The sequence below is a fragment of the Rhizobium sp. ERR 942 genome (assembly GCF_007828395.1).
Classification (GTDB): domain Bacteria; phylum Pseudomonadota; class Alphaproteobacteria; order Rhizobiales; family Rhizobiaceae; genus Rhizobium; species Rhizobium dioscoreae.
Genome location: NZ_VIUA01000003.1, coordinates 552,299 through 575,533, shown reverse-complemented (window position 1 = coordinate 575,533; position 23,235 = coordinate 552,299). Strand labels below are relative to the sequence as shown.

Genomic DNA, 23,235 nt, shown 5'->3' with positions numbered 1-23,235 from the left:
ATATCAGTTGCCGGTATTCAGCACGTAGCTGAGAATCCAGCCAATGAGCTGGTCGGCAGCAAAGAAAAACAGCGAGGCGAAAACGACCATGACGAGCACCATCACCGTCGAGATCATCGTCTCGCGACGCGAGGGCCAAGTGATTTTCGACGTCTCGGAGCGCACCTGCCGCAGAAACGCTAGTGGATTCGTTTTGGATGCCATTGACTGCCCACGCAATTACGGCGCGTAAAGCTGAACATATCAGCCCCACGCACCGCGTGTCTGTTAAACCCTACATAAACACCGATTCCCGATTTAACAAGAGGCAATACGGTGTTTTCTAAAATTTGCCGACAAACCGGCATGACCCTCAACCCAAGAAGCTGCGAAACGACGCGCCAGTCAAATCAAGGAAAATGGCAGGGGCAGCAGGGCTCGAACCTACGACCTGCGGTTTTGGAGACCGCCGCTCTACCAACTGAGCTATACCCCTTCTTCCTTCGAATATTCGCTCCAGGCGGTGGACCGCCCGAGCAGTTCGAAGACATGGCGCTCCCTTTAAGGCGGGACGAAACGATTGGCAAGAGCGTTTTTTGCTTTTTCCCAATAGAGCCCGCAACTTCACATGGGACATGTCCGAGCGGACAGATCTGCCGGACGGTCAAATCGGCCGCGAATCCTGCGGAAAGGATGCCCCCTCGCCCTCATTACTCTCCGGGAGAACCTTTCGGCTTGCGCTTGAGAAATTTCGGCCTGAGGCGACGCATAAAATTGTCAGCGGAGCGAATCACATTGGTCAGGGAGATCAGCTTGTCTATTTCGGCGTCGGTATTTCCGAGCCGCTCAGACAAAACCTCGGCTGCAGCCAAGGCAATCTCGGCCGGAGGCACTTCCGTGAAGCGCTGGGCAAGGCTGATATAAGGGTTCAGTGCGATCCCACCATGGATGGTGATCTTTCCCAGCCGCATAAACAAGCGCAGAAAGGTCTGCTCGAAACTCCAATCGTGGGCGGAAACCACCCTCCACTTCTGACTGCGCCGGGCCGAGAAGCCGGCAAGTACGATCTTGCCGGGCAATTTCAGATCGCTGAGCCAAAGCGCCATGGCAAAGCCGCTCGTCGGCGTCTTGCCCTCCGTATAGAAATCGGAGCAGAAGCCGACGAGATCGAGATGGCCAGTCGGCGCCCCCTGAAAATCGGCGGCGGGATTGAGCTTCTCTTCCGGACCGAGGCGGATATTCATGATGCCAAGGAAATATTCCTTCGGAAAGAATTTGACCACCTCGCCCACTTCGCCGCGATAGACGATGTTGGCGCCCCGCGGCTGGCCACGAGAGATCAGCAGTGAATGCCCATGGAACGGGCGATCCAGAACCTTGTAGACCTTGTTGAAGAAGACGAAGAGCGCAGTCTCAGGAAACTGCGCCTGCAGGCTTGAGATATCGACCGCATCGCTATTGGCGACTAGGACGATATGGGAAAACCCCATCAATATGGTCCGCCATTCGTCGGTGCTGCTCAAACCAGCCGCGGAACCCGCGGCCGGTATGCCGACCTCAATATTTCCGGTCGTCTTATGATCCAAATCGCTCACTTCTGCTGGACGTGCAGCATGCGGTCGCGCATGGCGAACCATTCTTCGGCGTAGTCGTCGTTGCGGTATTCGTCGAAATACGGGCCGCCATCGGTGAAATGCACGAGCTTCGCATCTTCGCGATAATCGTATTCGTTGACGAGATAGTTCCAGACGACCGGCACCTCACCGATCTGATCGTCGTTCTCCAGCCACTTGAATTGATGAAGCTGAAGGCCCGTCGCCGTATTGACGAAATCCTTCGTCAACGCCGTGCACTTGGCGTTATTGAACAGGATCATGCTCGACCAGTTCTTCTTTTCATACTTCGTCTGCGTCTGGCCGAGGAACTTGGTTTCGATCTTTGGCTGGTAGTCGTGCTTGACGCACATGGCGGCATAGCGATCGTCACGCAGCGCCCAAAGCTCGGCGATATCGGCGCGGGCGAGCATGTCGCAGTCCATGAAGATGCTCCACCCCTGGTAATCGCTGAGGTAAGGCACCAGGAAGCGCGAGAAGGAAAATTCTGTCGACTGTAGCGGATTGCGCTCGCGGGTGAAGATGCCCTCGAGATTGTTGAGCACGATCGGCGAGAAGACCACCGGAATAGACGAGCGCTCGATGATGCTCTGGGTCAGGACGTGATAGGCCACGACCTCCTTGGAATCGAACCCGACGAAAATACGTGCAACATTATCCTTCATGATACCTCCGAAACGGCTAAGCGCCTGCAGGCCAGCCGGCTATTATCTTTCGTCGCGACGCAAATCGCACGCTGCTCACCCTCAAGGCCCATCAGCCGGAGGGCGCTGGTTCGAAACAGGCGCGCGGATATACCGAACCATGCGCTGCAATCTCTAGGAGATGCTTCGCGAACGCAACCCTACTTAAATAAACGGCTGTATTTGTCGAGTGTTTGGGGAAGCATTTTTGGTTTTGTTGCGTAACAAATGGAGAGGCACCCTACTCTGGATCGATGCCTTTGCCGGACGCCAACACACAGCGCCCGGCCGATCGCATGAGCTGCGCGCCCTCAAACCTTCACATATTTCCGCCAGTCGTGCTCTTCCTTGAAGCCCAGAACCTCGCGGATCTTGCGATTGGATAGCAGCCCCTCATATTCGCCGATCTCGCGGGTGAAAGGCACATTCGGAAAATGCTTGGCGGCAAGTTCGCGTGAGGGCGTATTAGCCGAAATCGTGTCGTTGGCGGCATTGAACACCTGGAATCCGAGGCCATTCTTCTCGATGCAGAGATGAACGATCTGGCCGAGATCGCGGGCGTCGATATAGCTCCACGCGATGCGCTTGCGGATTTCGCTGTTTGCGAAAAACTCGGGGAACCGCTCATATTCATGCGGCTCGATGACATTGCCGATACGCAGCGCGTAGATATCGATGCCGAAACGCTCAGCGAAAGCCCGAGCCGTCTTCTCGTTTACGACCTTGGACAGGCCATAGGAATCCATCGGATTGACGTCATAATCCTCCTCCAGCGGGAACTGATGGAAGTCGCGATGGCCTTCGGCGAAACAGACGCCATAGGTCGTCTCGCTGGAGGCGACAATGATCTTCTTCACGCCGAGCTTTGCCGCCGCTTCGATGACGTTATAAGTGCTCATCGTGTTGATGCGGAAGGTCTCATTGTCCGGCTTGATCAGAATGCGCGGAATGGCGGCGAAATGCACGACGGCATCGAAAGGCTGCACACCCTTGCCTTCATCGAGATCGGGAAAATCACGATGCATGGTCAGGACATTATAGACCTGTCCCGCATCGGTGACATCGGCCTGCAGGTTGGTGACGCCAGGGCTATTCAGCGGCACGAGATCGACATTGTGGACCTCATAGCCGGCATTGACCAGCCAAGGAACCGTGTGTCGTCCAGCCTTGCCGCTGCCGCCCGTGAACAAAATACGTTTCTTCATGAAATCTCCTCCGGATAAAATCGAGCGATAAATAGGCCCTTGTATCCGTTTCGCAAGACACGGCTTGGTGACATCCCACTTTCCCGGCAAAATAAACGGGACGACTCGGTAAAGCATATGCCGCGTGGCAAACAGGACGAAAGGAGATGAGTGGGATGCGGCCGATCACGCTTGTTGAATATGATCCGCAATGGCCCTTTCTCTTCGAGGACAGAAGCAGGGCAATTGGCCTGCTGCTTGGCCATCCCGCCACGTTTCATCATATCGGCAGCACTGCCATCGCCGGGCTATGCGCCAAACCGAAACTCGATATCGATGCGGTCCTTTTCTCGGAAGACGCAAGACTCGCCGCGACGGAGCGTTTGAGAGAAGACGGATATCGCTTTCACGGCGATCTTCACAGAGCCGGCCGATGGGCTTTCACCAAGGATGAGATGCCTTACGGCACGCGACTTTATCTTTGTCTGCCTGATAACGAGGCCCATCGGGAGCGCCTTCTATTTTGCGATTATTTGCGCACCCATCCCGAACGTACGGCGGATTATGCGACCTTGAAACGGCGTCTGGCCGAAGAGGCCAATGGCGACTGGAACCACTACACCGGCGGCAAAAGCGATTTCGTTGCCGATATCGTGCGCCGCGCGAAGGCCGAATTCGGATCAACGAAAAATATCGCCGGCGGGTGACAATATCCTCCGACTAATCGAGCAGGTGCCTCAGCACATTATCCACGCTCTGCCTGAGCGAAAGATGGCTCGTATCGAGAATCTCAAGGCCGGATGCTTGGGCTTCGCGGCGCAGATAAGCGGCCCAATTCATCATGTTCGCATCGGCAAGTTCCGGCTGGCCTCTCTCAGCGGACAAGCGATGTGTCCTCGTTGCATCATCGCAATCGATCAATATGAGGCGATAGTCATCGGCCCTGGCAGCCGCTGCAGCTTCGATAACGAAGGATGGGCGCATCTGCCCCTCGAAAAGAACGCCCCTGCCCTTCTGCGCTTGCGGCACAAGCCGTTCCAGCCATTCGATGGTCTTGTCGCGCTGCCAGGCCTCGGGCGAACCATGATCCCGGACCATAGCATCAAGCGACGGTACGCCGATGCTGTCGAAATGATAGACGGCTAACCTTCGCGCGTGGTCCCTGGCTATTGCCTGCGCGATAGCAGTCTTTCCCGAACCGGAGGCGCCGGTCAGAATGATCAGGCTCATGCACCATCTCCCAATGCAAAAAGGCCCCGCTGTTTCCAGCGGGGCCTTCTTATAAGGAATAATCCTGGGATTACTCGACGATGGAGGCGACGATGCCAGCGCCGACGGTACGGCCGCCTTCGCGGATCGCGAAGCGAAGCTTTTCTTCCATCGCGATCGGAACGATCAGCTCGACGTCAACCGTAACGTTGTCGCCTGGCATAACCATTTCCGTGCCTTCCGGAAGCGTCACGATGCCCGTCACGTCCGTCGTACGGAAGTAGAACTGCGGACGGTAGTTCGTGAAGAACGGCGTATGACGGCCGCCTTCTTCCTTCGTCAGGATGTAGGCTTCGGCCTTGAACTTCTTGTGCGGCTTGACAGAACCCGGCTTGCACAGGATCTGACCACGCTCGACGCCGTCACGGTTCACACCGCGGATCAGCGCACCGATGTTGTCGCCGGCCTGGCCCTGGTCGAGCAGCTTGCGGAACATTTCAACGCCGGTAACCGTCGTCTTCGACGTCGGACGAATGCCGACGATCTCGACTTCTTCACCAACCTTGATCACGCCACGCTCGACGCGGCCCGTCACAACCGTACCACGGCCAGAGATCGAGAACACGTCTTCGATCGGCATCAGGAACGGCTGGTCGATCGGACGCTCAGGCGTCGGGATGTAGGCGTCAACCTGAGCCATCAGCTCGCGGATAGCGTCTTCGCCGATCTTCTTGTCCGAATCTTCAAGAGCAGCAAGCGCCGAACCCTTGACGACCGGGATGTCGTCGCCCGGGAAGTCGTAGGACGACAGAAGTTCGCGAACTTCGAGCTCGACGAGCTCGAGAAGTTCGGCGTCGTCAACCTGGTCGACCTTGTTCAGGAATACGACGATCGCCGGAACGCCAACCTGGCGGGCGAGCAGGATGTGCTCGCGCGTCTGCGGCATCGGGCCGTCAGCAGCAGAGCAAACCAGGATCGCGCCGTCCATCTGGGCGGCACCCGTGATCATGTTCTTCACGTAGTCGGCGTGGCCGGGGCAGTCAACGTGCGCATAGTGACGGTTCGGCGTCTCGTATTCAACGTGGGCCGTCGAGATCGTGATGCCGCGAGCCTTCTCTTCCGGAGCCGCGTCGATTTGGTCATACGCCTTGAACTCGCCGAAGTACTTCGTGATCGCTGCCGTCAACGACGTCTTGCCGTGGTCAACGTGACCGATCGTCCCGATGTTAACGTGCGGCTTATTGCGCTCAAACTTACTCTTTGCCATTTGAATGCTTCCTGTGAACGTAATGAGTGACCCCGGCGAACCGGTTTAGTGCCGCCGTTTAAGGCTTTCATCGCATTTGCGCAAGACTTAATTGCAGGCCCTATTCCGGGCGAAGCCTGGCCGATGGCGGATGATCTCAAGCCATCAACATTCCTTCGCCGCGTAAGGTCCGCCGGCCGATCCGGAAAGACAAAAAAGCATTTGCCGGTTCAGGCGCTTAGATAGGGAGGCACGGTTAAGAATTCCAGTGCCGATAGAGGGCGAGGCATTCGTCCGCTCTCGAACGCAAAACGCCCTTCCCGACAGGAAAGGGCGCAGAATTATCAGACGATCAAGCGTCGCTTGTCACGATCCATCATTCGACGCAGCCGATCGGACACGCCGAAGCTTTGCAGCGATCAATCGAGAAGATCGGCCGGCACCTTGCCGCCATTGTCCGCGAGCTTCTTCAGAAGAGCCTTGTGAAGGAACATGTTCATCTTGGCGGAATCGCCGGCATCGCCGGTATAGCCGAGCTCCTGAGCGAGCTCCTTGCGCTCGGAAAGGCTCGCATCCATGCCGAGTGCCTTCATGAGGTCGACGATCGAATGTTTCCAGTCCAGCTTCTGACCGCTCTTCTTGACGGCGGCGTCGAGGATCGAGGCGATATCCACTGGAGCGGATGGCGCGCTGGTCGCGGGCGACGTTGCTGCCGTCGTCGCTGAAGGAGCCGGCGTCGGCGCAGGCGCCGGATTGTCAGTTGCAGCTGTCGTCGTCGGTGCAGGAGCAGCCTCTGCAGCCTTCGCCTCACCCCAGATTGCACCCTTGATCTTGTCGAAGATACCCATTTTCGCTCTCCCGTTTCGGTTGCCCGAGCAATATGTATCGCTCGCGCGAATATAAGCAACCCTTCATGTCAAATATGCAAAGACTGCACCAGAGCGAGTATGGAAATGAAAGGCGCGTTTGCACGAGGGGTAACCGGGAGGCAAACAACAGGCTCGCTCAACCTCGAGGGGAGACAATCAGCAAGCAACGATTTGAAAATCTTGGAGCGGGTAGCGGGAATCGAACCCGCGTATTCAGCTTGGAAGGCTGCTGCTCTACCATTGAGCTATACCCGCGGGATGGTCAAGATCCGGCTCGGAATGGTGGAGGGAGTTGGATTTGAACCAACGTAGGCTGAGCCAACGGATTTACAGTCCGTCCCCTTTAACCACTCGGGCATCCCTCCAGTTTTCCGACTGGATCTTGCGACCAAGCTTGCTAGATGTTGGCGTCGCCGCCGTCATCTGCGCCGCGTATATGACCGGACGATTTCCGTCTGTCAACACAAGGAATTGCCAAAAATGACGAAAAAATTTCAGCCTGTGGGAAAAGCCCGGCACTGAAAGAGGCTAGGCGCTCAGGAAGGCGCTGGTTATAAAGCCGCATGAGCAAAGACAAATCATCCGGCCGTCAGGGCCAAGACAGCACGGCCGGCGACCGCTCGGCCAAGGACACTCATTATGCAACGCTGCGCCGCGCGCATCGCGATGCCAAGCGCGAGCGTGGCGAGATACCGACGCCGACGCCGCAAAAGCGCAAGAAGGCCGGCGCTGACGATTGGAAGCCGCCGGCGCTCGCGCCCGACCAGGTCTTTCTCTATGGCCTGCATACGGTTCGCGCGGCGCTGACCAACCCACAGCGCAAGAATGTCAAGCTGTCGGCCACCCAGAATGCGCTGGTACGGCTGGAGGTTGGCCCGGCCGATCAACTCGGCATCCCGGTCGAGATCGTCTCGCCGCAGGATATCGACAAGGTGCTTGGCCCGGAAGCGATCCATCAGGGCGTCATGCTGGAAACGCGCCCCCTGCCCGTGCGCCGCCTCGAGGCATTGAAGGACAGCCCGTTGCTCCTCGTTCTCGATCAGGTGACGGACCCGCACAATGTCGGCGCCATCATGCGTTCGGCCGTCGCTTTCGATGCGGGTGCGGTCATTACCACGCAGCGCCACAGCCCGACCGAATCAGGCGTAATGGCAAAATCGGCCTCGGGCGCGCTCGAGCTCATACCTTATATACAAATCACCAATCTTGCCGATGCGCTCGAAGAACTGCATCGTCTCGGCTTCACGACCATCGGGCTCGATTCGGAAGGTCCGGCTCCGCTGGAAGGCACCTTTAGCGGCGACAAGATCGCCCTCGTGCTCGGCTCCGAGGGCAAGGGCCTGCGCCAGAAAACGCGGGAAACGGTGAATGCGCTCGCTCGGCTCGATATGCCAGGCGCCATCAAGTCGCTGAATGTCTCGAATGCAGCCGCGATCGCGCTATATGCGACGCGGTCCTATCTCAAATCATAGTGGCGCCTTTGGCGGCCGCAGCACGTTGGGAGAATTTGCTTTGATCCGTCTTCTTGGTCCTGCGGCGATTGCCGCCGCCCTTGCCTTGACAATGATCCAGCCGGCACGCGCTGCCGATGACGAAATGATCCAGGCGCAAGCCGGCGTCTGGCTGGTTGCGCCGGAAAACGGCGCCAAGGGCTGCCGCCTTACCTTCGGCACGAATACCGTGTCTGGCGGCTACGAGGTTACGGGGGCGGACGCCTGCGCGACGCCACTTCCCACGCTCGCCGCAGCCAAGATCTGGAATTTCACCGATGACGGATCGCTGGCGATCGCGGATAGTGGAGGCAAGCCTCTCATGCGCTTCCAGCAGGAGGAAGGCTCGCCATGGGAAAGCGAAGGCGGCGATCGGACCTGGCTGCTGCCGGCGCTCGGCGATGTCGATCACGTGCCGACCACCGAAAGCCTTGCCGGCGCCTGGCGCATCCAGACGCCGGACGGCAAGCCCGTCTGCGATATCACGCTCACCACCGAAAAGGATCAGGACGGCACCGCCAAGATGTCATCGAGCGGCAACTGCGCCGGCGAAGTCGGCGACCTCAAGCTTTCCCTTTGGGCGACAGAAGGGTTCGGACTTGTCATGCTGGGCAGCGATGGCTCCTCGCTCTCTTTTGATATGAAACCCGACGGCAGTTTCCAGAAGTCCGAGGAAGAGGAAGGCGAGCCGCTGCTGCTGGTCCGCAAATAAGCCGGCTGAAGCATATCTAAGCACGCTCACCGCGAGCGCTAAATCAAGCGCGTAATGCTTATCGTACGATCATCGCCGCCGGGTGCCAGGCCGATTGGCGCCAAAGCACCCTCTCGGTAACGGGGCAGCCATCCTGCAGCTTCGCCCAGGAGGTGACATTGAGGTTCATCTCGCATTGCGCGAGGTAGCTCCGCCCCCCGACGGTCATACAGGCGACCTCGCCGACCGCATGCTGCTTTCCATCCGCATTTTTACAGTAGCAGTTTTCACCAGCCAACGCTGATGCGCCTGTGAACGCCGTGATCATGACAAGCGGCAATCCCAAGACGACATGCCGCGATATCTCGCGCATGAACGTATCCTCCCCACCACAGATGGATGAAGTGTATGCCGATTTCCGACGTTGTAAATGCGTCTACAATCCCGAGCAGGCAGGCGAATGGATGCATGAAGAATCGGGGGACGATTTGATGCGCTCGCCAGGACCTATCGGTAGGTTCAGTGAACCATAGGGTCCGCTTCGTCGAAGAACGACCGGATACCGTCGCGCGCAATCGTCGCCAGGAACTCGTCGAATGCCTCGCGGTCGGTCGCGAAGGGCTCTTCCCATTCGATCAGGTCTTCCTCCGGCGTGATGACCTCCATCCGCCAGTCGGCATTGGTGCCGGCCGGGCGAAAGATATCGACCAGGACAGTCACGCCATCGTCGGTGAATTCACCCGAAAGCTCGGAGTGTTCGAGTTTAGGCTTCTTGGGCTTGCTCGGCATATGGTTCCAGGCACACGAATATGGGATTGATGACTGTGACGAGCGTTCGGAGCCCGTTAGCAAAGAGATATTATGTCGTTGCCGCCGGTTTTCCATACCGGAGATGAAACGATCGACGATATTCAGGAAAAAATGGTGCCCCCGGCAGGGTTCGAACCCGCGACCCCCTGATTACAAATCAGGTGCTCTACCAACTGAGCTACAAGGGCGTATGGGCATGCCAAATAACAGACTTTGAAATCCTGTAAAGGGAAAATCGGCCGATCCACGTTAAAGCTGGGGATCGACCGATTCACCAGTTCGAGCGAAACGTCTTGTCGCGGCAGGGGAATAACATTACGAAGAATCGCTATTCAGAGGACATTGCATGCCGCGCAATCTTCAATCCGTTTGTTTTCTCGCCTCCACCGCGCCAGAGGCCCAAGCGGCGCAGGAGGAGCTTATTCGCCTCTACGGCCAGGCACCGCAGGAAAATGCGGATATTGTCGTGGCTCTCGGCGGCGATGGCTTCATGCTGCAGACGCTGCATAAGACGATGAACACCGGCAAACGCGTCTATGGCATGAATCGCGGCTCCATCGGCTTCCTGATGAACGACTACCGCACGGATGGCTTGGCCGACCGCATCGAAGCAGCTGTCGAAAACGCATTTCACCCCCTGCAGATGACGACGCGCAATGCAGATGGCAGCTCCTGTGTCGCGCTCGCCATCAATGAAGTCTCGCTGTTTCGTCAGTCCTATCAGACAGCAAAGCTGAAGGTGGAGATCGACGGGCGGGTCCGCCTGCCGGAACTGATCTGCGACGGGCTGATGGTGACGACGCCGGCTGGCTCCACCGCTTACAATCTTTCCGCGCACGGCCCCATCTTGCCGCTGGAAGCGCCGCTGCTTGCCATGACGCCCGTCAGCGCTTTCCGTCCCCGCCGCTGGCGCGGCGCGCTGCTTCCGAACAAGGTGACGGTCGACATCACCGTGCTCGAAGCGGAGAAGCGTCCGGTCAACGCTGCCGCTGACAATACCGAAGTTAAGTCGGTCCTCGGCATTCAGATCCGCCAGAGCGAAGATACGACGGCCCGCATTCTGTCCGATCCGGACAGGTCTTGGTCGGATAGGATCCTGGCGGAACAATTCTCGGACTGAGCGAGACATCTGCGCCAAGCCCAGGAGGGCAGAGGCAGCCAGGCAGGATGTACCATGAAAAAAGCCCCGGAGACGGGGCTTTTTTCATGCGTGAACGAATGCGACCTTATTCGACGTCGTCGATGACGGCATCGGCAGCACCGCTGATGCGATGCGCAAGGGCTGCTTCCATGAACTCGTTGAGATCACCGTCCAGAACGTCGCTCGGCGCCGTGCTGGAAACGCCGGTGCGCAGATCCTTCACCAACTGGTAAGGCTGCAGGACATAGGAGCGGATCTGGTGACCCCAGCCAATGTCCGTCTTGGAGGCGGCTTCGGCATTGGCGGCCTCTTCCCGCTTCATTAATTCGGCCTCGTACATACGGGCGCGCAGCATGTCCCACGCCTTGGCGCGGTTCTTGTGCTGCGAACGCTCCTGCTGGCACTGCACGACGATCCCCGTCGGGATATGCGTGATGCGGACGGCCGAATCGGTCGTGTTGACGTGCTGGCCGCCGGCGCCTGACGAGCGATAGGTATCGATACGGCAATCGCTTTCGTTGATCTCGATCTGGATCGAATCGTCGACGACCGGGTAGACCCAGATCGACGAGAACGACGTGTGGCGGCGCGCGTTGCTGTCGTAGGGCGAAATGCGCACGAGACGATGCACGCCCGATTCGGTCTTCAGCCAGCCATAGGCATTGTGGCCCTTGACGAGCAGAGTTGCGGACTTGATGCCGGCTTCTTCGCCGTCATGGACTTCCAGCAGCTCCACCTTAAAGCGCTGGCGCTCGGCCCAGCGGGTGTACATGCGCAGAAGCATGTTCGCCCAGTCCTGGCTCTCGGTGCCGCCGGCGCCGGAGTGGACTTCGAGGTAGGTATCGTTGCCGTCGGCCTCGCCCGAAAGCATGGCTTCCACCTGCCGGCGTGCGGCCTCCGCCTTCAAGCCCTTGAGCGCTTCTTCAGCCTCGCGGACGACATCAGCGTCACCTTCTTCTTCGCCAAGCTCGATCAGCTCGACATTGTCGGCAAGCTGCTGTTCCAGCGCGCGCACGCCGCTGATGCCATCGTCAAGCTGCTGGCGCTCGCGCATCAGCTTCTGCGCCTCGGCAGCATCGTTCCAGAGGGTCGGATCCTCTGACTTATTGTTCAACCAGTCCAGTCGTCTTATCGCCTGGTCCCAGTCAAAGATGCCTCCTCAGCAGGGTGATAGCCTGCTTGGTTTCATCAACTACTTTCTCGATTTCGGCTCGCATAATCCCACTTCTTCAGTTCACCGCTCAAGACAAGCGGTCATCCAATTCAAAGAGTGCTGGTGACATAGATATACATGCCGCTGGTGTAAAGCCCCGCGGCATGTCGATCAGACAAATAGGATCGGATCAGAAGAGACCGCCGGATCCGGAGGTGACCGCCTGGTTCGCCTGCGGCGAGGTCCTGAGGATTTCCTCGGGCGCCACCTGAGCCGCCGCATCGCCGCCGCCAATGACCTGCAGGCTGGTGGCTGGGCCGGTGCCGGGCTTGAAGGCTTCCATGATGGCATTCGGCTCGCCGGGCTGCGCGGCCATGCCGGTCGCGCGGTTGACCGCAACCATCGTCATGCCGGCCGGAACCTGGAACTTCTCCGGCGCCTCATCCTTCGTGGCGGCCTGCATGAATTCGTTGAAGATCGGAGCGGCAAGCGCGCCGCCCGTGCCGCCGCGGCCGAGCGTGGCCGGCGTATCGTAGCCGATATAAAGGCCGGCGACGAGGCTCGGCGTGTAGCCGACGAACCAGGCATCCTTCTCATCGTTGGTGGTGCCGGTCTTGCCGGCGACGTCAGTGTTGAGCTTGATCTTGCCGGCCGCCGTACCACGGATGATGACGCCTTGCATCATCGACGTGACCTGATAGGCCGTCATCGGATCGAGCACCTGTTCGCGATTGTCGGCGATGACCGGCTCGTCCTGATTCTGCCAGGCGCTGACGTTGCAATTGTCGCAGACGCGCTCCTCATGCCTGAAGATGGTCTTGCCGTAGCGGTCCTGAATACGGTCGATGAGCGTCGGCTTGATCTGCTTTCCGCCGTTGGCGATGACCGAATAGGCCGAAACCATGCGCAGCACCGTCGTTTCGCCGGCGCCGAGCGACATGGCCAGTACCGGGTTCATATGATCGTAGATGCCGAAGCGCTCGGCATATTCGGCAACCAGCGGCATGCCCATGTCGGAAGCGAGACGCACCGTCATCAGGTTGCGCGAATGTTCGATCGCGAAACGAAGCGTATGGACGCCACCGCCCTCGCCTTCGTAATTCGTCGGCTTCCAGACATCGCCATTGCTGAGCGTGATCTGCAGCGGATCGTCCAGAATGACGGAGGCCGGCGTATAGCCGTTATCCATGGCGGCCGCGTAGACGAAGGGCTTGAAGGACGAACCCGGCTGGCGCTTAGCCTGCGTGGCGCGATTGAATTCCGATTGTGCATAGGAGAAGCCGCCGACCATGGCGAGCACGCGGCCGGTATGCGGGTCCATGGCAACAAGACCGCCCTGCACCTTCGGCGGCTGACGCAGGCGATAGCTGCTCGAATCGGCATTGCCGCTCTTCTGCACGTAAATCACGTCGCCGGGGCTCAAAACGCCGCTTGGCGATTTGACCGATTTGCCGCCGGCCGAGCGATAGGCCCAGCGCATGTCGGCGGGAGCGATCGTACCGCGCGTCCGCTCCGTCGATACCTTGCCGGCGGCATCGACGCGCGGCTGCAGCCCGATATCGACACCCTGATCCGATACGGAAAGAACGACGGCGACCTGCCATTCCGGCACATCGCTCAGGCTTGGAACCTTGGCGAGCTCGGCACCCCAATCCTGCGAAGTGGCAATCTGCTTGATCGGGCCGCGATAGCCGCGGCGCTCGTCATAATCGACCAGACCATCCTGCAGCGCCTTGCGGGCTTCGAGCTGCATCTGCGGGTCGAGGGATGTGCGAACGGAAAGGCCACCTTCGTATAGGGTCTTTTCGCCATATTGGTCGATGAGCTGGCGTCGAACTTCTTCGGCAAAATAGTCGGATGCAAACAGCGAAGGGCCGCTCTTTGGTGGCACGACGCCGAGCGGCTGCTTCTTCGCTTCTTCGCCGTCGCTCTGGCTGACATAGCCGTTCTCGACCATGCGGTCGATCACCCAGTTACGGCGGGTGAGCGCTGCCTCGGCACGGCGGAAGGGATTGTAATTCGACGGGCCTTTCGGAAGCGAGGCCAGATAGGCCGATTCAGCGATCGTCAGCTCGTTGACCGACTTGTCGAAATAGGTGAGCGCTGCGCCGGCGATGCCGTAGGAATTGAGGCCGAAATAGATCTCGTTCAGGTAGAGCTCGAGGATCTTGTCCTTGCTGTAGGCCTGCTCGATGCGGAAGGAGAGAATCGCTTCCTTGATCTTACGGTCAAATGTCTGGTCGGCGGACAGCAGGAAGTTCTTGGCGACCTGCTGCGTGATGGTGGACGCACCGACGAAGCGGCGGCCGGACCCAATATTCTGCAAGTTCACGGCCACGGCGCGGATAAGGCCGCCGACATCGACACCGGGATGGTTGTAGAAATTCTTGTCTTCGGCAGAAAGGAAGGCGGCCTTGACGCGATCGGGAATGGCCTGGATCGGCACGAAAAGCCGGTTCTCGCGCGAATATTCCTTCATCAGCGCGCCGTTGCCGGCGTGAATGCGGGTCGTTACCGGCGGCGCGTATTTGGCAAGCACCTCATAATCGGGCAGTTCCTTCGAGACCACGCTCAGATAGATGGCAGCCGCAGCCGCAGCACCCAGAAACAGGAGGCAGCCCAGGCCAAAGAAATATCCAATCAGTCTGATCATCTGATACTACCGGTGCTTGTTCTTCATGCTGCACGTGCGCGAGATCATCGCATAATCACGGGCGTTTTGCACGCTCGCGGCGTGAATGCAAGACGGCAATGGGACAAAGCCGTGCTTCATACGCGAGCAAATGATACTTCGCTGTAACGGCGGGAATGTGAGCAAAATAGGGCCCGACGCCAGCATTCCAATTTCATCCAGTTCTAAAGTACATCGCTGTTACATGGAAGCCACGGCGGATCGCCCCTTCGGAGCCGTCAGCCGCCATTTGCGATAATCGATACGCGATACTGCTTCACCGCTTCCGTCAGCCGGTCGGCGACCTTCTGCCGCCAGTCGGCATCGAGCAACAGCTTTTCGTCCTCCTTGTTGGAGAGAAAGCCGAGTTCAAGCAGGATCGAGGGCACGTCCGGCGCCGTCAGAACCTGGAAGCCGGCATGGCGATGCGGATTGTTGATCATGGCGATCTGACCGTTGAACGAGGACAATACGTCTTGCGCCAGTGAAATGGAGAAGGCCTGTGTCTCGCGGCGCGTCAGATCCATCAGAATGTCGTTGACGGCGGCCGGCTGCGTCTGAGCCTCGGCGCCGGCGATCTGATCGGAATTGTTTTCACGATCGGCGACTTCGCTGGCGAGCCGATCCGACGCCTTGTCCGAGATGGTATAGACGGTCGCGCCGCGAATATCCTTCTGCTTCAGCGTATCGGCATGCAGCGAGATGAAGAGCGAGGCGCGATTCTGGCGGGCGATCGTCACGCGTTCGGACAGGGATAGATACTGATCCTTGTCGCGCGTCAGGAAGGCCTTGATCCCAGGCTGCGCGTTCAGCTTGTCGGCAAACATCTTCGCAAATGCGAGCGTGATATCCTTTTCCTGCGTGACGCCATCCGTACCGGTTGCGCCTGCGTCGATACCACCATGACCGGCATCGACGGCAACGAGGAACACATTCGGATCGGCCCTCTGCGCCGGCTCGACCGGACCGACATCCTTGGCGGTATCGTCGCTCGTCCAGTTCTGCTTCTTCACCAGTTCTGCGAATTGTTCCGCCGGCAGCATCTCGGCATCCAGCACGAGGCGCTGCCCCTTGCCGCTTTCATCAGCCTGAACCTTGGCCGTGACCAGCTTTACTGGTTTCTTTGCCGTCAGCACGATGCGGGCGCTGTCCGCATCCATCGTGCCGTAGCGAATATCCTTGAAGAGGCCGGTCGGCTTGAGATTGGCGGTCGGAAAGCCGAATGCGGTCGCCGGAAGATCGACGACGATGCGGACGGGATTGTCAAGATAATGAACCGTGAAGGTGGGAGCGCGGTCCATGTCGATGACGATACGTGTGCGGGCATCATCACCGGCAATGCGGGCACCATAGGCGAGCACGGAATCATCCGCCGCCGCGGCGGGCGCAAATGTCGAAACCGAACCCAGAATCACCAGAGCGAAGGCCGCTGCCGCAAATCGCAAAGCCCTCACGCCACTCTCCGCCACATGCCGCAATCCCTTTACCAAGTGACCAACGCGCCCCATATTGGTTTCGACGTTGTTTTTGAAGTCCCAATAACGGGAACCAGGTTTGACCTGATGGCCGCATCGATGATGCGCCGGGAGACGAATCGACCAGACACCCTCCCGCGTCCTCATCATCCGACGAATCCATCAATATTATGGCATACTTGGCTTTTCCCTTGCTATTGTGACAGATAAAACATACAACGCATATTAGGGTAGAAGTGTTGACGGGATAGAGTCGTCGCAAAGGCAGCCGCCTCGAGTACCAGGCGCCAATAAGCGGCATTCATCCGCCGTCTGCAGTACTTTTGCTCGAAACAGTGGATATCTGAATTTCCGGCTTCAAACGGGAAATTCATCGGTGGAGAGCCACCAAACGCTCTTTAGAGAGCACATTCATCGGACCCTTTTGGGTCTAAGGCATAGTCGATCTCGCTTGGTTACGGATGTTACCGCAGCAGCTTTTTCAGAAAGTGAACAGACCCCAGGGAAATGATGCCCCGGCTGCCGTCTGGATGCTGTCATCGCCGAACCAATCGCGACTTTCATTATCCGGTGCAACAATTGCGGATCATATCCGGCCTGTCCCAGCGACAGGCAGGCCCCCATCCGGTTGTCTGCGCCGAGGAGCACAGCTTTCATGGCAGACAAAATGCTTATCGATGCGTCTCACGAGGAAGAGACGCGCGTCGTTGTCGTTCGCGGGAACCGCATAGAAGAGTTTGACTTCGAGTCACAGCACAAGAAGCAAATTCGCGGCAACATCTATCTTGCAAAAGTAACGCGGGTAGAACCTTCGCTTCAGGCCGCCTTCGTTGACTACGGCGGCAACCGGCACGGCTTTCTGGCCTTTGCCGAAATCCATCCCGATTACTACCAGATCCCGCTCGCCGATCGTCAGGCGCTGCTGAAGGCCGAGGCCGAGGAGCATCGCCGCGACGATGATGTCGAGCATGTCGAGACAGCGCTCGATCTTTCGCAGCAGGAACAGCCCGATATCGGCATCGTGGCGAAGGAAGGCGAAGAAGCCGAGGTGCCGGCTGCGATCGGCGAAGAGGCCCCTGCCGCAGAGGCAGCCGCGGCCGCCGAAGAAGCAGCTCCGGCCAAGAAGGCAAAGCCGCGCCGCAGCCGCAAGAAGGCAGTAGCGGACGCGCCCGCCGAAGAGACGCCAACTCCCGAAGCTACGGCTGCCGTCGATGCGCCGAGCGAGGAAGAGGAAGGACCGTCCGGCGAAATGGCTGCAATGGTCGAAACCGATTCGATCTCAGAAGACGTCACGACCTCCAAGCGCCGCCACGATGACGACGATGATGATGACGATCATGACCACGAAGAGGAAGTGATCGAATCCGTCGGCGCCGAAGACGCGATGGAAGAGGTTCCCGATCGCGCCCAGCGCAAGCCGCGCAAGCAATACCGCATCCAGGAAGTCATCAAGCGCCGCCAGATCCTGCTGGTGCAGGTGGCCAAGGAAGAACGCGGCAACAAGGGTGCGGCGCTGACCACCTATCTCTCGCTCGCAGGCCGTTATTCGGTTCTTATGCCGAACACGGCACGCGGCGGCGGTATCTCCCGCAAGATCACCAATCCGCAGGACCGCAAGCGCCTGAAGGAAATCGCCAAAATGCTCGAAGTGCCGCAGGGCATGGGCGTCATCCTGCGTACCGCCGGTGCCAACCGCACCAAGGTCGAGGTCAAGCGCGATTTCGAATATCTGATGCGCCTTTGGGAAAACGTCCGCACGCTGACGCTGGCTTCGACCGCGCCGTGCCTCGTCTACGAAGAAGGCAGCCTGATCAAGCGCTCGATCCGCGACCTCTACAACAAGGATATCGGCGAGATCATCGTTGCCGGCGAAGAAGGCTATCGTGAAGCGAAAGACTTCATGAAGATGCTGATGCCGAGCCACGCCAAGGTGGTTCAGCCCTATCGCGACATCCATCCGATCTTCTCGCGCTCCGGCATCGAGGCACAACTGGACCGCATGCTGCAGCCGCAGGTGACATTGCGTTCCGGTGGCTACCTAATCATGAACCAGACGGAGGCGCTGGTCTCGATCGACGTCAACTCCGGCCGTTCGACCAGGGAACATTCGATCGAGGACACCGCGCTCCAGACGAACCTGGAAGCGGCCGAGGAAATCGCGCGCCAGCTGCGCCTGCGCGACCTTGCGGGCCTGATCGTCATCGACTTCATCGACATGGAAGAAAAGCGCAACAACCGCGCTGTCGAGAAGAAGCTGAAGGAATGCCTGAAGAACGACCGCGCCCGCATCCAGGTCGGCCGTATCTCGCACTTCGGTCTTCTGGAAATGTCGCGCCAGCGTATCCGCGCTTCTGTTCTTGAAAGCACGACGCAGATCTGCTCGCATTGCGGCGGCACGGGTCACGTGCGCTCGCAGTCTTCCGTTGCCCTGCATGTCCTGCGCGGCATCGAGGAATATCTGCTCAAGAACACGACGCACGACATCACCGTGCGCACGACGCCGGACATTGCGCTCTATCTGCTCAACCACAAGCGGCAGACGATCATCGACTATGAAAGCCGCTTCGGCGTCGCGATCGTCATCGATGCCGACAATGCCGTCGGCACGCAGCATTTCGCGATCGACCGCGGTGAGCCGGTCGCCAATCCGGTGAAGATCGAAAGCCTGTTCAACTTCGCAGCCATCCCGGACGACGATGACGACGATATCGTCATCGAAGCGGACGAAGAGGAAGACGAAGAGCTGGAAGAAAAGGCTGCGAGCACCGAGCAGCAGCCATCGGCTCGCTCCGAAGGCAATGACGGCAACCGCAAGCGCAAGCGTCGTCGCCGGCGCCGCGGCCGTGGCAACGACACCCAAGCCGCTCCGGCTTCCGAGGCAGGCTCAGCGGCCAGTGTCGCCGAGGATGCGGACGGCGAAGAAGGTGACGACGACGAAGCTGATGTTGGTGCGGAAAATACCGCATCCCCGGGCAGTGACGATGACACACAGCAGAAGCGCAAGCGCCGTCGTCGCGGCAAGCGTGGTGGCCGACGCAATCGTGAAAACGAAGGCAACGAACAGACTGCAGCAGGCGAGGAAGTCGGTTCCGGCGAAGCTGATGAGAACGATGCAGAAGAGGGTGACGACGCAACCGTAACGGTGGCCGAGATCGCGGTTGCCGAAGACGAAGCCGCCGTCGAGGCGCAGCCCGCCATGGCAGCGGTCGAAACGGCAGCGGTCGTTACCGAAGACGTCAAGCCCGCCAAGGGCCGCGGTCGCCGCAAGGCGAAGGCTGTCGAGGCATCGCCGGTCGAGACGCCCGCTGTCGAGGAAGCGCCCACAGCGGATGTCGAAATCGAGGCTGTTGCCGAGATCGCCGAAGTTATGGACAATTCGGCAGACACGGCGGCGCCCGAAGCGTCTGAGGATGCAGCCAAACCGGCCCGCGCCAACCGCGAATCCAACGTTTCCTCCTCTGCTCCGGTGGTGAAATCCACCCGCGCTAACGAAGGTAGCGAGAGCGACGGAGAGCCGACCAAGCCGAAGAAAGCTGGCTGGTGGCAACGCCGCGGCTTCTTCTAAGAAGATCAATTCGTGATGAACTTAAAATCCGGCTGTGGCAACGCGGCCGGATTTTTCGTTTCCGTTGCGCGATTTATTCGTCATTCACGCTGCATAAGAAGCCAAAGCGCAGCGGTTCCACGCTTGCGAAAATGCTTCCGCAAGCTCGCGCAAACCATTGATTGTAGATTCTATTTCAGCCAAGCGGCCATGCGCTCGGTGGCTTCCTCGATCTCGGCATTCGAGCCGGCATAGGAGAAACGCATCGCGCGGTGTCCTTCCACAGGATCGAAATCGAGGCCGGGCGTGGCGGCGACGTTGATTTCGGCCAGCATCTTTTGCGCAAAGACCATGCTGTCGTTCGTGAAGCGGCTGACATCGACATAGGCGTAGAAAGCGCCATCCATCGGCGAGGCAATACGGAAGCCGATTTCCGGCAGCCGGCGCATGAGGAAATCGCGGTTGCGGCCGTAGCTCTCGCGATAGACATCCAGTTCCGCGCCTGCGTCGAGTGCCGCTTCGGCGGCAATCTGCGACAGTTCCGGCGCGGAAATGTAAAGGCTCTGGGCCACGCGCTCGACGGGACGAACGAGCCGTTCCGGTAAGACCATCCAGCCAATACGCCAGCCGGTCATGCAGTAATATTTCGAGAAGGAATTGATGACGATCGCCTCGTCCGTCAGCTCCAGCGCACTCGTCTCCTCACCGACGAAAGTCAGCCCGTGGTAGATCTCGTCGGAGATGAAGGCGATGGAACGATCCGCGCAATAATCAGCCAGCGCCTTCAGGGCCGCCCTGCCCGTCACCGTGCCTGTGGGATTGGCGGGGCTTGCGAGCAGCACACCCTTCAGGCGCTTACCGCTTTCAGCCTGCACTGCCTCGAGGCTCTCGGGCGTTAACGTAAACTGCGTCTCCTCTGTGACCGGCACCTCGACGACATCGAGACCGAGTGCGGCGAGGATATTGCGATAGGCCGGATAGCCCGGCCGTGCGATGGCAACGCTATCGCCGGCATCGAACAGAGTCAGAAAGGCAAGATTAAAGCCGGCCGACGATCCGGTCGTGATCGCAATGCGCTTCGGATCGATGTTGAGGCCGTGGCGTACCTGGTAATGCGCGGAAAGCGCCTGCCGCAGGGCCAGAGTGCCGAGCGCATCTGTGTAACCGATCCGGCCGTGGCCGAGAGCTGCGCGCGCCGCCTCCAACGCCGCTTGGGGCGCGGGATGGGATGGCTGCCCAACCGCCATGGAAATGACGGAATGCCCTGCCTGGCGGCGCCGTGTCGCTTCCGCCAGCACATCCATGGCATGAAAGGGTTCGACATCGCTGCGCTTGGATAGGGAAAACACGGTCAATTCTCTCTCGGATCGGATTGGCAAGCGACATTTGCCGCAATATCGGCTCGTTCACAATCCTGCGATTGCGGCTTTGTCGTGAAAATTCCTGTTTCTGGAAGTAAGGACGCACCGTAAATTGTCGATGCTTATTTGCGGATGTTAACCCGACGATGTTATTGCGCATCCGAGAATGACGTCTCCGCTCAGATCCAAACGAGGACCCCATGACCTTTTCTCTCAAAAGCCTGCTGACGGTTTCGGCGATTGCCCTGACAGCGTCCTTCGCCACGATCCAGCCGGCCGCCGCGCTGGACGACCAGCAGAAGAAGGAAATCGGGGATTTCATCAAGGAATATCTCGTCGAGCACCCGGAGGTACTGCTGGATGCACAGGCCGCGCTTGAAAAGAAACAGGATGAAGCCCGCATTGCGCAGTCGGCCCAGGTGATCACCCAGAACAAGGATGCGATCTTCAACTCCAAGGATGACGTGGCCATCGGCAATCCGAAGGGCGATATCACCGTTGTCGAGTTCTTCGACTATAACTGCACCTATTGCCGGCATGCGCTCGGCGATATGGACAAGCTTCTGCAGCAGGACAAGAGTGTTCGTTTCGTGCTGAAGGAATTCCCGATCCTCGGTCAGGATTCAGTTGCCGCTTCCCGGGTCTCCAGCGCGTTCCGCCTGCTCGCGCCGGAAAAATATGCCGAGTTCCATCACAAGCTGCTTGGCAGCGACGGCCGCGCCTCCGAAGACACCGCCATCGATGTCGCCACCTCGCTCGGTGTCAGCGAAGCGGCCATCCGCGCCGAAATGGCAAAAGCGCCGAACACTGACATGATCAAGGCGACCTATAAGCTTGCCTCCGATCTCAACGTGACGGGCACGCCGGCCTATGTCATCGGCAACGAGATGGTTTCGGGCGCGATCGGCCTCGATGCTATCAAGGAAAAGATCGCCAACGTTCGCAGCTGCGGCAAGACGAGCTGCTGAACGGCGCAAAAGCCCACTCTCAAAAGCGGGTAAGCAAGTGGCCTATTCGCTTTTTTACGAGCTTCGGAACGGCGCCGCGACACAGCATGGCGCAAAAATGCCAAAATCGCGGCGTTTCCACACCTAGAGGCACGCAACCTTCGTGCCAGGGCTTTCCTACAGAGCCTTGGGAGTCTATAGGTTGCGCTGCACTTTGACGGAACCTCTAATGGCGCAAACTATTTTCGTCCTGAACGGACCCAATTTGAATGCTCTCGGCAAGCGCGAGCCGGGCATCTATGGCGGCAAGACGCTCAAGGATATCGAAGCCGACTGCAAGGCCGCAGGTGAAAGCCTGGGCTTCATCGTCGATTTCCGCCAGAGCAATCACGAAGGCGTGCTGGTCGACTGGATGCACGAAGCCGGCGACAAGGCCGCCGGTGTCGCGATCAATCCCGGTGCCTACGGTCATACGTCCATCGCGCTGCATGACGCGATCCGCGCCATTTCCATTCCCGTCGTGGAGGTACATATCTCCAATATCCACGCACGCGAAGAATTCCGGCACAAATCGATGATTGCGCCCGCAGCAAAGGGCATGATCTGCGGTTTCGGACCTCATAGCTACATCCTGGCGCTTCAAGCGCTGAAATCCATCACCCAATAACAAAAATACAGGGCAAGAAATCCAATGGCTGAAAAGAAATCGGGTATCGACCAGGCGCTGATTCGCGATCTCGCCAATATTCTCAACGACACGGATCTCACCGAGATCGAAGTCGAGCAGGAAGATTTGCGCATCCGCGTGTCGCGCGCCGGCACGACGCAGTATGTTCAGGCGCCGATTGCCGCCCCGGCCGCTTACGCCGCTCCTGCTGCCGCCGCAGCAGCGCCGGCCGCCGCCGCTCCCGCCGGCAAGACCCGCAACCCCGACAACGTCGTCAGCGCGCCGATGGTCGGCACAGCCTATCTGGCGCCGGCTCCGGGCTCGGCTGCCTTCATCCAGGTCGGCGCATCCGTCAAGGAAGGTCAGACGCTGCTCATCATCGAAGCAATGAAGACGATGAACCAGATCCCCGCTCCGAAATCCGGCACGGTGACTGAAATTCTCGTTCAGGACGGCCGTCCGGTCGAGTACGGCGAAGCCCTGGTCGTCATCGAGTAAGGTC

General features: G+C 59.0%; 21 protein-coding genes and 4 tRNA genes. 8 read left to right on the top strand and 17 right to left on the bottom strand.

All coding sequences use genetic code 11. The annotated features are described in order from the left end of the window. Nucleotides 1-3: 3 nt before the first annotated feature. The 5 genes from secE to FBZ97_RS15385 all read right to left on the bottom strand — a co-directional run bounded on the left by secE (nt 4) and on the right by FBZ97_RS15385 (nt 3,480). Complete coding sequence (secE, locus tag FBZ97_RS15405; RefSeq protein ID WP_069614841.1) at nt 4-204, bottom strand: preprotein translocase subunit SecE; 201 nt, start codon at nt 202-204, stop codon at nt 4-6. Nucleotides 205-399: 195 nt separating this feature from the next. Then, nucleotides 400-475, bottom strand: a tRNA-Trp gene (locus FBZ97_RS15400). 214 nt (nt 476-689) lie between these two features. Beyond that, nucleotides 690-1,565 (bottom strand): 3-deoxy-manno-octulosonate cytidylyltransferase, encoded by an 876-nt coding sequence (locus tag FBZ97_RS15395; RefSeq protein ID WP_186449502.1) that lies wholly within the window; start codon nt 1,563-1,565, stop codon nt 690-692. 5 nt (nt 1,566-1,570) lie between these two features. Then, nucleotides 1,571-2,257, bottom strand: coding sequence for a glycosyltransferase (locus FBZ97_RS15390; RefSeq protein ID WP_069614840.1), 687 nt, complete (start codon nt 2,255-2,257; stop codon nt 1,571-1,573). Nucleotides 2,258-2,586: 329 nt separating this feature from the next. After that, a complete protein-coding gene (locus FBZ97_RS15385) occupies nt 2,587-3,480 on the bottom strand; it encodes an NAD(P)-dependent oxidoreductase (protein ID WP_145320319.1) in 894 nt (297 codons plus the stop codon). Nucleotides 3,481-3,635: 155 nt separating this feature from the next. Between FBZ97_RS15385 and FBZ97_RS15380 the strand changes: the two genes are divergently transcribed. Next, the gene (locus FBZ97_RS15380) at nt 3,636-4,166 is read left to right on the top strand and encodes a GrpB family protein (protein ID WP_145320321.1); all 531 of its coding nucleotides are present in this window, start codon (nt 3,636-3,638) and stop codon (nt 4,164-4,166) included. A 13-nt stretch (nt 4,167-4,179) separates the two neighbouring features. On the opposite strand, the gene FBZ97_RS15375 is transcribed toward FBZ97_RS15380, so the two are convergent. The 5 genes from FBZ97_RS15375 to FBZ97_RS15355 all read right to left on the bottom strand — a co-directional run bounded on the left by FBZ97_RS15375 (nt 4,180) and on the right by FBZ97_RS15355 (nt 7,148). Continuing rightward, complete coding sequence (locus FBZ97_RS15375; protein WP_113353740.1) at nt 4,180-4,689, bottom strand: AAA family ATPase; 510 nt, start codon at nt 4,687-4,689, stop codon at nt 4,180-4,182. A gap of 70 nt (nt 4,690-4,759) precedes the next feature. Continuing rightward, complete coding sequence (gene tuf / locus FBZ97_RS15370; protein ID WP_095434658.1) at nt 4,760-5,935, bottom strand: elongation factor Tu; 1,176 nt, start codon at nt 5,933-5,935, stop codon at nt 4,760-4,762. Between the two features lie 398 nt (nt 5,936-6,333). Next, nucleotides 6,334-6,762, bottom strand: coding sequence for a DUF3597 domain-containing protein (locus tag FBZ97_RS15365; RefSeq protein WP_113328929.1), 429 nt, complete (start codon nt 6,760-6,762; stop codon nt 6,334-6,336). 202 nt (nt 6,763-6,964) lie between these two features. Next, a tRNA-Gly gene (locus tag FBZ97_RS15360) sits at nt 6,965-7,038 on the bottom strand. Between the two features lie 25 nt (nt 7,039-7,063). Beyond that, a tRNA-Tyr gene (locus tag FBZ97_RS15355) sits at nt 7,064-7,148 on the bottom strand. Between the two features lie 198 nt (nt 7,149-7,346). Between FBZ97_RS15355 and rlmB the strand changes: the two genes are divergently transcribed. After that, the gene (gene rlmB, locus FBZ97_RS15350) at nt 7,347-8,255 is read left to right on the top strand and encodes a 23S rRNA (guanosine(2251)-2'-O)-methyltransferase RlmB (RefSeq protein ID WP_113351537.1); all 909 of its coding nucleotides are present in this window, start codon (nt 7,347-7,349) and stop codon (nt 8,253-8,255) included. A 40-nt stretch (nt 8,256-8,295) separates the two neighbouring features. Continuing rightward, nucleotides 8,296-8,985, top strand: coding sequence for an AprI/Inh family metalloprotease inhibitor (locus FBZ97_RS15345; protein ID WP_145320323.1), 690 nt, complete (start codon nt 8,296-8,298; stop codon nt 8,983-8,985). Between the two features lie 58 nt (nt 8,986-9,043). On the opposite strand, the gene FBZ97_RS15340 is transcribed toward FBZ97_RS15345, so the two are convergent. From FBZ97_RS15340 to FBZ97_RS15330, 3 genes are all read right to left on the bottom strand, one after another. Beyond that, nucleotides 9,044-9,337, bottom strand: coding sequence for a hypothetical protein (locus FBZ97_RS15340; protein ID WP_145320325.1), 294 nt, complete (start codon nt 9,335-9,337; stop codon nt 9,044-9,046). A 146-nt stretch (nt 9,338-9,483) separates the two neighbouring features. Beyond that, nucleotides 9,484-9,753, bottom strand: coding sequence for a hypothetical protein (locus FBZ97_RS15335; RefSeq protein ID WP_069614918.1), 270 nt, complete (start codon nt 9,751-9,753; stop codon nt 9,484-9,486). 133 nt (nt 9,754-9,886) lie between these two features. Further along, a tRNA-Thr gene (locus FBZ97_RS15330) sits at nt 9,887-9,962 on the bottom strand. A gap of 158 nt (nt 9,963-10,120) precedes the next feature. Between FBZ97_RS15330 and FBZ97_RS15325 the strand changes: the two genes are divergently transcribed. Further along, the gene (locus FBZ97_RS15325; protein WP_145320327.1) at nt 10,121-10,894 is read left to right on the top strand and encodes an NAD kinase; all 774 of its coding nucleotides are present in this window, start codon (nt 10,121-10,123) and stop codon (nt 10,892-10,894) included. A gap of 106 nt (nt 10,895-11,000) precedes the next feature. Here FBZ97_RS15325 and prfB read toward each other — a convergent pair. The 3 genes from prfB to FBZ97_RS15310 form a co-directional block, all read right to left on the bottom strand. Then, a protein-coding gene (gene prfB / locus FBZ97_RS15320) for a peptide chain release factor 2 (RefSeq protein ID WP_112723143.1) occupies nt 11,001-12,132 on the bottom strand; the annotation gives its coding sequence in 2 pieces (ribosomal slippage) (nt 11,001-12,062 and nt 12,064-12,132; 1,131 coding nt in all). A 126-nt stretch (nt 12,133-12,258) separates the two neighbouring features. Further along, nucleotides 12,259-14,721, bottom strand: a complete 2,463-nt coding sequence (locus tag FBZ97_RS15315) for a penicillin-binding protein 1A (RefSeq protein WP_113328935.1) — start codon at nt 14,719-14,721, stop codon at nt 12,259-12,261. Between the two features lie 257 nt (nt 14,722-14,978). Beyond that, nucleotides 14,979-16,193, bottom strand: coding sequence for an N-acetylmuramoyl-L-alanine amidase (locus FBZ97_RS15310; protein ID WP_145320329.1), 1,215 nt, complete (start codon nt 16,191-16,193; stop codon nt 14,979-14,981). A 676-nt stretch (nt 16,194-16,869) separates the two neighbouring features. Between FBZ97_RS15310 and FBZ97_RS15305 the strand changes: the two genes are divergently transcribed. Beyond that, complete coding sequence (locus FBZ97_RS15305; RefSeq protein ID WP_145320331.1) at nt 16,870-19,779, top strand: ribonuclease E/G; 2,910 nt, start codon at nt 16,870-16,872, stop codon at nt 19,777-19,779. A 170-nt stretch (nt 19,780-19,949) separates the two neighbouring features. Here the strand turns inward: FBZ97_RS15305 and FBZ97_RS15300 are convergent, their stop codons facing one another. Then, nucleotides 19,950-21,107, bottom strand: coding sequence for an aminotransferase class I/II-fold pyridoxal phosphate-dependent enzyme (locus FBZ97_RS15300; RefSeq protein WP_145320946.1), 1,158 nt, complete (start codon nt 21,105-21,107; stop codon nt 19,950-19,952). A gap of 212 nt (nt 21,108-21,319) precedes the next feature. Here FBZ97_RS15300 and FBZ97_RS15295 point away from each other — a divergent pair, with 212 nt between their 5' ends. From FBZ97_RS15295 to accB, 3 genes are all read left to right on the top strand, one after another. Beyond that, nucleotides 21,320-22,087 carry a DsbA family protein gene (locus FBZ97_RS15295; RefSeq protein ID WP_145320333.1) on the top strand — a complete coding sequence of 256 codons (768 nt, stop codon included), beginning with the start codon at nt 21,320-21,322 and terminating at the stop codon, nt 22,085-22,087. Between the two features lie 208 nt (nt 22,088-22,295). After that, entirely contained in the window at nt 22,296-22,733 is a 438-nt protein-coding gene (gene aroQ / locus FBZ97_RS15290; RefSeq protein WP_069614924.1) for a type II 3-dehydroquinate dehydratase, read from the top strand. Nucleotides 22,734-22,757: 24 nt separating this feature from the next. Next, nucleotides 22,758-23,231 (top strand): acetyl-CoA carboxylase biotin carboxyl carrier protein, encoded by a 474-nt coding sequence (gene accB / locus FBZ97_RS15285; protein ID WP_069614925.1) that lies wholly within the window; start codon nt 22,758-22,760, stop codon nt 23,229-23,231. Nucleotides 23,232-23,235 lie beyond the last annotated feature (4 nt).

What these genes read in the sequence shown, in the direction of transcription:
- FBZ97_RS15315 (WP_113328935.1), bottom strand. Translation starts at nt 14,721, where the DNA reads ATGATCAGACTGATTGGATATTTCTTTGGCCTGGGCTGCCTCCTGTTT.
- FBZ97_RS15340 (WP_145320325.1), bottom strand. Translation starts at nt 9,337, where the DNA reads ATGCGCGAGATATCGCGGCATGTCGTCTTGGGATTGCCGCTTGTCATG.
- FBZ97_RS15375 (WP_113353740.1), bottom strand. Translation starts at nt 4,689, where the DNA reads ATGAGCCTGATCATTCTGACCGGCGCCTCCGGTTCGGGAAAGACTGCT.
- FBZ97_RS15335 (WP_069614918.1), bottom strand. Translation starts at nt 9,753, where the DNA reads ATGCCGAGCAAGCCCAAGAAGCCTAAACTCGAACACTCCGAGCTTTCG.
- FBZ97_RS15305 (WP_145320331.1), top strand. Translation starts at nt 16,870, where the DNA reads ATGGCAGACAAAATGCTTATCGATGCGTCTCACGAGGAAGAGACGCGC.
- FBZ97_RS15365 (WP_113328929.1), bottom strand. Translation starts at nt 6,762, where the DNA reads ATGGGTATCTTCGACAAGATCAAGGGTGCAATCTGGGGTGAGGCGAAG.
- accB (WP_069614925.1), top strand. Translation starts at nt 22,758, where the DNA reads ATGGCTGAAAAGAAATCGGGTATCGACCAGGCGCTGATTCGCGATCTC.
- rlmB (WP_113351537.1), top strand. Translation starts at nt 7,347, where the DNA reads ATGAGCAAAGACAAATCATCCGGCCGTCAGGGCCAAGACAGCACGGCC.
- secE (WP_069614841.1), bottom strand. Translation starts at nt 204, where the DNA reads ATGGCATCCAAAACGAATCCACTAGCGTTTCTGCGGCAGGTGCGCTCC.
- tuf (WP_095434658.1), bottom strand. Translation starts at nt 5,935, where the DNA reads ATGGCAAAGAGTAAGTTTGAGCGCAATAAGCCGCACGTTAACATCGGG.
- FBZ97_RS15295 (WP_145320333.1), top strand. Translation starts at nt 21,320, where the DNA reads ATGACCTTTTCTCTCAAAAGCCTGCTGACGGTTTCGGCGATTGCCCTG.
- FBZ97_RS15385 (WP_145320319.1), bottom strand. Translation starts at nt 3,480, where the DNA reads ATGAAGAAACGTATTTTGTTCACGGGCGGCAGCGGCAAGGCTGGACGA.
- aroQ (WP_069614924.1), top strand. Translation starts at nt 22,296, where the DNA reads ATGGCGCAAACTATTTTCGTCCTGAACGGACCCAATTTGAATGCTCTC.
- FBZ97_RS15380 (WP_145320321.1), top strand. Translation starts at nt 3,636, where the DNA reads ATGCGGCCGATCACGCTTGTTGAATATGATCCGCAATGGCCCTTTCTC.
- FBZ97_RS15390 (WP_069614840.1), bottom strand. Translation starts at nt 2,257, where the DNA reads ATGAAGGATAATGTTGCACGTATTTTCGTCGGGTTCGATTCCAAGGAG.
- FBZ97_RS15325 (WP_145320327.1), top strand. Translation starts at nt 10,121, where the DNA reads ATGCCGCGCAATCTTCAATCCGTTTGTTTTCTCGCCTCCACCGCGCCA.